Annotated in this window: 5 protein-coding genes and 1 pseudogene; all 6 read right to left on the bottom strand. The window is 75.8% G+C overall.

Annotated features, from left to right (window positions below):
- Positions 1-492 (bottom strand): annotated as a pseudogene (locus tag AB0L40_RS25865) (hypothetical protein); the annotation flags it as partial.
- Positions 489-623 (bottom strand): DUF4235 domain-containing protein, encoded by a 135-nt coding sequence (locus AB0L40_RS25870; protein WP_157260974.1) that lies wholly within the window; start codon positions 621-623, stop codon positions 489-491. The gene AB0L40_RS25870 and the pseudogene AB0L40_RS25865, both read right to left, overlap by 4 nt.
- A gap of 151 nt (positions 624-774) precedes the next feature.
- Complete coding sequence (locus AB0L40_RS25875) at positions 775-1,386, bottom strand: TetR/AcrR family transcriptional regulator (protein WP_364361370.1); 612 nt, start codon at positions 1,384-1,386, stop codon at positions 775-777.
- On the bottom strand, positions 1,386-2,315 hold the full coding sequence (locus AB0L40_RS25880; RefSeq protein WP_364361372.1) for a carbon-nitrogen hydrolase family protein: 930 nt from the start codon (positions 2,313-2,315) through the stop codon (positions 1,386-1,388). Before AB0L40_RS25880 ends, AB0L40_RS25875 begins: the two co-directional genes overlap by 1 nt.
- A gap of 140 nt (positions 2,316-2,455) precedes the next feature.
- Positions 2,456-3,202 carry a MerR family transcriptional regulator gene (locus AB0L40_RS25885; protein ID WP_364361374.1) on the bottom strand — a complete coding sequence of 249 codons (747 nt, stop codon included), beginning with the start codon at positions 3,200-3,202 and terminating at the stop codon, positions 2,456-2,458.
- A complete protein-coding gene (locus AB0L40_RS25890; protein WP_364361376.1) occupies positions 3,199-4,404 on the bottom strand; it encodes a CaiB/BaiF CoA-transferase family protein in 1,206 nt (401 codons plus the stop codon). The genes AB0L40_RS25885 and AB0L40_RS25890 overlap by 4 nt, the downstream gene beginning before the upstream one ends.
- Positions 4,405-5,991: the final 1,587 nt, after the last annotated feature.

The raw sequence follows: 5,991 nt of genomic DNA on the forward strand, positions 1-5,991 counted from the left end.
CCACGCCGGGGCCTCCGCGGCCGGGGACGGCGCGGCGGCGACCGGGTCGGGCTCCGGCGTCGCGGCCACGGGCTCGGGGGCCGGCGGGGCCGGCTCCGGCTCGGGGGCCGCGTCGACGGGCTCGGGCTCCGGGGTCTCCACGACGGGCTCCGGCTCCTCGGCGACGGGCTCCGGGGTCAGGACCTCGGGCTCCGCGTCGGCGTCGTCGCCGGTCTGGGGCGCCGATCCGGACGGGACGTCGGCGTCCGCCGGGGCGTCGTCCGCCGTCGCCACGGGCTCGTTCGGCGCCTGGGGCGCCGAGCCGGTGGTCGCCCGCGGGGCGTCGTCCGCCGCCTCGGGCTCGGCCGGAGCCTCGTCGGGGGCGAGGGTGCCGTCGATCGGCTCCACGCCCTCCGGGGAGACGGCCGCGAACTCGGTCGTCGGGGGCACCGGCTGCTCGGCGGAGGGCACCCAGGCGCCGTCGCCGGCGGGCTTCTCGGTCTTGTCGCTCACTCGGGCGGCTCCTCTCCGAACACACGGCGCCAGATCAGGGCGGCCACGCGCTGCGCGACCAGACTGCTGGCGACACCCAGGCCGGCAACCAGGCCGGACCAGGCCAGTCGCTTGACGAGCTCGTTCTCCATGCGCCGGATCCTACCCGTGGGTACGGCGGGGCACACCTGCGCCGGACGTGCACCGGCCCGTGTGGAGGGGGTCCGGGGCGCACGGCGGCGCGCCCCGGCCGGGGCAGCGGGAGCCGCCGGACCTACCGGCGGTCGGAATCCCGGTCCGCGCTCAGCGCGGGTCGAGCCCGCCGCAGATCGTCTCGACGAGGTGCTCGACGGCGCGGCGGCGGTCGGCGGGCCGCGACGGGGCGGTGTCGAAGATCCACGACGTCAGGACCTGCTCGATCCCGCCGTAGAAGACGATCGCGGCGAACGACGGCGGGATGTCCGCGCGGAGCTCACCGGTGGCCTGCGCCCGCTCGACGATCCGCGCGATGCCGGCGTGGGCGTCCTGGATCGTCGCCCAGTGCTTGCGGCCGAAGGTGTTGGCCTGGCGGGTGACCTCGACGATCACGACCTGCATGACGTCGGGGTGGCGGCCGTAGCTCTCGACGATGAACGTGGCGACCTTCGCGAGCCGCTCCCGCGCGCTCAGCGACTCGTCGGCGGCGGCCTCCTCGATCACCTCGAGCATCAGGGCCCAGCGCTCGAGGAAGACCTCGTCGAGGATCCCGTCCTTGCTCTTGAAGTAGTGGTAGACGAGGCCGTAGGCGATGCCGGCCTCGTCCGCGATGTCCGAGACCCGGCAGTGGTTGAAGCCGCGCTCGGCGAAGACGCGGACGGCGGCGTCGAGGATCGCGCGGCGCTTCTCGGCGCTCGCGGCCGTCGTGCGGGGCGCCATCAGGCCGCCCCTCCCCCGTCGCGGACGGCCCCGTCGGGCGCGGCGACGTCCCAGTGGGCGGCCAGGTCGCCCGGCTCCTCGGCGGCCAGGGCCGCGGCGACGTCCGCCCGGCGCTGGCGCAGGACCGGCAGGCCCTCGCGGACCTCGTCGACCCGCGCGAGGTCGAGGTCCGCGACCACGACGGCCTCGTCGGCGTCCGGGGCCTCCGCCAGGACGGTGCCCCACGGGTCGACGATCATCGAGCGGCCGCCGGAACGGATCCCCTTCGCGTGCTCGCCGTGCTGGTTGGCCGCGAGGACGAAGACGCCGTTCTCGATCGCCCGGGCGCGCAGCAGGATCTCCCAGTGCGCGTGCGTCGTGCGCTCCGTGAACGCCGCCGGGACGGCCAGGATCCGTGCGCCGCGCACGGCGAGGGCGCGGTGGAGCTCCGGGAACCGCAGGTCGTAGCAGACCGTCAGGCCCACGCCGGTGGCCGCGTCGTCCGACAGCGGCGAGACGACGAGGCCGTCGCCGGCGATCTCCCGCTCGGACTCGCGGTAGCGCCGGCCCGCGACGTCGGCGTCGAAGAGGTGGAGCTTGCCGTAGACCGCGAGGCGCCCGTCGGGCGTGGCGTGCAGCGCGGTGTTCTGCTGCCGGCCGTCCGCGCGGGCGATCGCGACGGAGCCCGCGAGCAGGTCGATCCCCAGCTCCCGCGCCGTCTCGCGCGCCCAGGTGACCGCGGGGCCGTCGAGCGACTCCGCCCCGGCGGCGACGTCGGCGTCGCGGCCGAGCACCGACCACTTCTCCGGCAGCAGGACGACCGAGGCTCCGTCGCCGGCGGCCCGGCGGACGAGCCGGTCGGCGGCCGCCAGGTTGGCGGCGACGTCGGGGGTGGCGAGGAGTTGGACGACGGCGGCGCGCACGGGGTACCAGGTTGACTGATCAGTCAATCACCGAGTCTAGTCCCTCGCGGTCGCGCGTGAGGCACAGCGTCCCAGATCCGCGGGAGGGCCGGGACGCGGTGGCGTGCCCGGGCGGGCGGCCCGGCCGCTCGACGACCCGGAGCCACGCCGCGGACCGGCCCCGCGACTCAGCCCGACGGCCGGCGCTCGCGCTCCAGCTCGCGGCGCAGGACGTGGCCGTGGACCGCGCCGACGAGCTCGCGCAGCGGGTCGGTGGCCGAGAGCATGAGCTCGACGGCGCGCTCGGGGGCGACGTCCCGGTCGACCATGCGGTGCAGGAACGTCTGGGTCTCCTCGCGCACGAGCGGCTCGAGCGCCTCGACGTAGCGCAGGGCGTCGTAGACGGTGAACCCGAGCTCGTCGCCGAAGCCCGTGTCGCGGAAGCGCATGAACGCCTGGACGATCCGGACCTCGTCGGGGTCGTACCCGCGCGAGCCGTCGCCGGTCACGCGCAGCTCGGCGAGCTTGTCCAGCGCGGACTCGGGCACGGCCGTGGAGGCGATCAGGTCGGCACGGGACGTCGTCGCGTCGCCCGCCTGCTGCGACAGCGCCCGCTCGATGATCTCGTCACGCCGGCCCACGAGCTCTCGGGCGCGGTCCGGCCCGTCGGCGAGGACCTCGCGGATCGCCCGCAGCGGCATGAACCGCTCCTCCTGCAGGCGCCGCACGAGCCGGATCCGCTCGACGAACGCCGGCGGGTAGTAGGCCATGTTGCGCGACGTGCGGACGATCGCGACGCCCTGCTCGGCATCCATCTCGCTCTCCAGCAGGCCTTCGCGGAGGTAGTGCTTGACGGTCGCCGGGCTCACCCCGGCCTGCTCGGCGAGGTCGCCCATCCGCAGCAGGCCCGTGGTGTCGGGCGCCTCCGTGCTCATCCGGGAAGCTTCCCAGCCACGCCCGACGCGAACAGTGACGCGATCCGCTCGTCGTCGAGGCCGGCCTCGCGGAGCAGCTCCTCGGTGTGCTCGCCGAGGCCCGGGGCCGGGAGGCGGTGCACGTCGCCGGGCGTCGCCGAGAGCTTGATCGGCAGGCCGAGCGCCCGCACCGGCTCCGTCGCCCCGGGCTGGTCGAGGGTCACGACCATCTCGCGCTCGCGGACCAGGTCGGACTCGAGCGCCTCCTCGAGCTCCCAGACCGGTTCCAGGCACGCGTCGTGCTGCTCGCCGAACGCCGCCCACTCCGCGCGGGTGCGGGAGCGGGCGATCTCCTCGACCTGGGCGTGGGCGTCGGAGCCAGGCGGGTCGAACTGGTTGGGGATCAGGTCCTCCCGGCCGACGCCGGAGCAGAACGCCTTCCAGAACTTCGGCTCCAGCGCCCCGATCGTGATCCACCCGTCGGCGCACGCGTAGGTGCGGTAGCAGAGGTGCTCGCCGGTGAGCAGCGTGTGACCGCGGCGGGGCTTCGCGCCCCGGAGCGCCGCGGCCGCGTCCATCGCGGTCCACGAGAGGGCGCCGTCGGTCATCGAGACGTCGACCGCCTGGCCCTCCCCCGTGCGCTCGGCGTGCCGGAGCGCCGTCAGGATCCCGATGACCGCCATCTGGGCGCCGCCGCCGACGTCGGCGACCTGCACGCCGCCCAGGACGGGGGCCCCGTCGCGCTCGCCGTTGAGCGCCAGCACACCGCCGAGCGCCAGGTAGTTCATGTCGTGGCCGGGGCGCTGGGTGAGCGGCCCGGTCTGCCCGAAGCCGCTGATGCTGCAGAGGACGACCTGGGGGTTCTGCTCGTGCAGCACGGCGAGCCCGAGCCCGAGCCGGTCCATCACGCCGGGACGGAACGACTCGAGGACGACGTCGGCGTCCCGGACGAGCGCCAGCAGCGCGTCGCGGCCCTCGGGCGCCTTCAAGTCCAGGCGGATCGAGCGCTTGTTGCGGTTCAGCGCGATGAACGGCACGGACTTCGCCGAGTCCTCGACCCCGTCGGCGTAGGGCGGGACGGCCCGCGCGTAGTCGCCGGCCCCGGTGTCCTCGACCTTGACGACGTCGGCGCCGTAGTCGGCGAGCAGGAGGCTGGCGAACGGCCCGGGGAGCAGGCGGGAGAGGTCGAGGACGCGGACGCCCTCGAGCGGGAGCGAGGTCATGTGGGTGTCGAGGGTACTACCTCTCGCCGGTGAGAGGTTATACGTCTTACTTGCTTTGGGGAGGCGGATGAGCGGGAGCGACGCGGCGGCGGGGCGAGGGGGGCTGCGGGCGGGACCACAGGTCGAGGGACCGGGCAGGGGCGAGGACCGGCCGCGCGGCGGAGCAGGCGGGCGTGCGGCGGAGCAGGCGGGCGTGCGGCGGAGCAGGCGGGCGTGCGGCGACGGGCCGGTCCCACCGCGCGGGCCCTCCGACGTGCTGCCGACCGGGAAACCTTCCTGGGAGGTACCCAATCCGGTGCCGGTGGCCGACCGGGTTCGCCGGCCGACCGCGGGACGCACGCCGACCGGGAAACCTTCCTGGGAGGTACCCAATCCGGTGCCGGTGGCCGACCGCGCTGATCATCGCCACCCGGACCTCCCGGAGAGACGCCGGACCGGATGACGGTCCCGGCCGCCGACCGCTACGACCGCCGACTGCCGCATTCGCGGCCCACCACGATCCGCCCCCCGGATCGACGTCGCGACTACCACCGATACGGGGCCACGGGCACGGCGACGCCCGACGGCGCCGACACACGCCCCGCCGAGGGAGCGCGACCCACTCTTGGTTTCCGTAACCCGCCATAACCGGCAGACCTGTGGGTCCAGCCGATGTGGAGGTGTCGGCGGGTTACACCCACACCACGGCGGCTCGCCACCGTCGAGCCATCCGACGGTGTCGATCGGGTGTTATGGATCCTCGTCGGCGCCGATGACGCTCCCCGGACGGCCCTCGGGGCCCTCCGGGACGCTCGAACGGGGTCATCGAAGTGGCCGGGCGCCCGCTGCACGGGCCCGCGCGGCGAACGCCGACAGCCCCTCCGCCCGGGTGTGCGCCGCCCGCCGGCAACGCACGACGACCGGGCCGCGGGAGCCGGCCCCCGGTCGACCAGGACGGTGCGCGCGCCCACGTCCGCCTCTCGGGCCCGGCCGCATCGCGGGGGCCGGGGTGGCCCCGGATCGCTCGGGGCGCCGCGCACGTGGGTCCGCTTCTCCGGCGCTCCGGACCGCTCCCTCGAGCCGCCCTGCCCGAGCGCTGCGTCCGACGCCCAACGGCGCCTCGGGAACGCCCCTGCGCTCCCGCCGACGGCGGCGCCGACGGACCCCTCTCCGGCGCCGACCGGACCCCTCCGACGGCGCCGACCGGAGCGCCCCCGACCCGCCCCGGGGGAGCTCCGCGGCACTCGTTCCCGGCCCCCGGGGACGCCCCGGACCCCTCCTCCGACGCCCTCGGGCCCCACCGGGCCGTCGCGAACCGGGGGAGGACCACGTGGGCCGCGAGGACCGGCGCGCGGACGGCCGCGGGGTCCGCCGCGAGGGGCTGCGACCGGTGCGGCGCGAGGTGTGCTGCTAGGTGTGCTGCGCGGTGTGGGGCTCGCGGTGGCGTGCGGCGTGTGGTCAGCGACGGTGGTCGGCGATGTGCACGCCACCCCGGCCGGACGGTGGCGGTGGGCGGCGGTGGGTGCGGGACGCGGTGTGGGGTGCGGCAATCTTGATCGTCGCGTTGCGCGACGCCTTCTGCATCGAGGAGATCGAGCGGTACCAGCG

It is taken from the genome of Patulibacter sp. NPDC049589 (assembly GCF_040675535.1).
Taxonomy (GTDB): domain Bacteria; phylum Actinomycetota; class Thermoleophilia; order Solirubrobacterales; family Solirubrobacteraceae; genus Patulibacter.

What these genes read in the sequence shown, in the direction of transcription:
- AB0L40_RS25870 (WP_157260974.1), bottom strand. Translation starts at nt 623, where the DNA reads ATGGAGAACGAGCTCGTCAAGCGACTGGCCTGGTCCGGCCTGGTTGCC.
- AB0L40_RS25875 (WP_364361370.1), bottom strand. Translation starts at nt 1,386, where the DNA reads ATGGCGCCCCGCACGACGGCCGCGAGCGCCGAGAAGCGCCGCGCGATC.
- AB0L40_RS25885 (WP_364361374.1), bottom strand. Translation starts at nt 3,202, where the DNA reads ATGAGCACGGAGGCGCCCGACACCACGGGCCTGCTGCGGATGGGCGAC.
- AB0L40_RS25890 (WP_364361376.1), bottom strand. Translation starts at nt 4,404, where the DNA reads ATGACCTCGCTCCCGCTCGAGGGCGTCCGCGTCCTCGACCTCTCCCGC.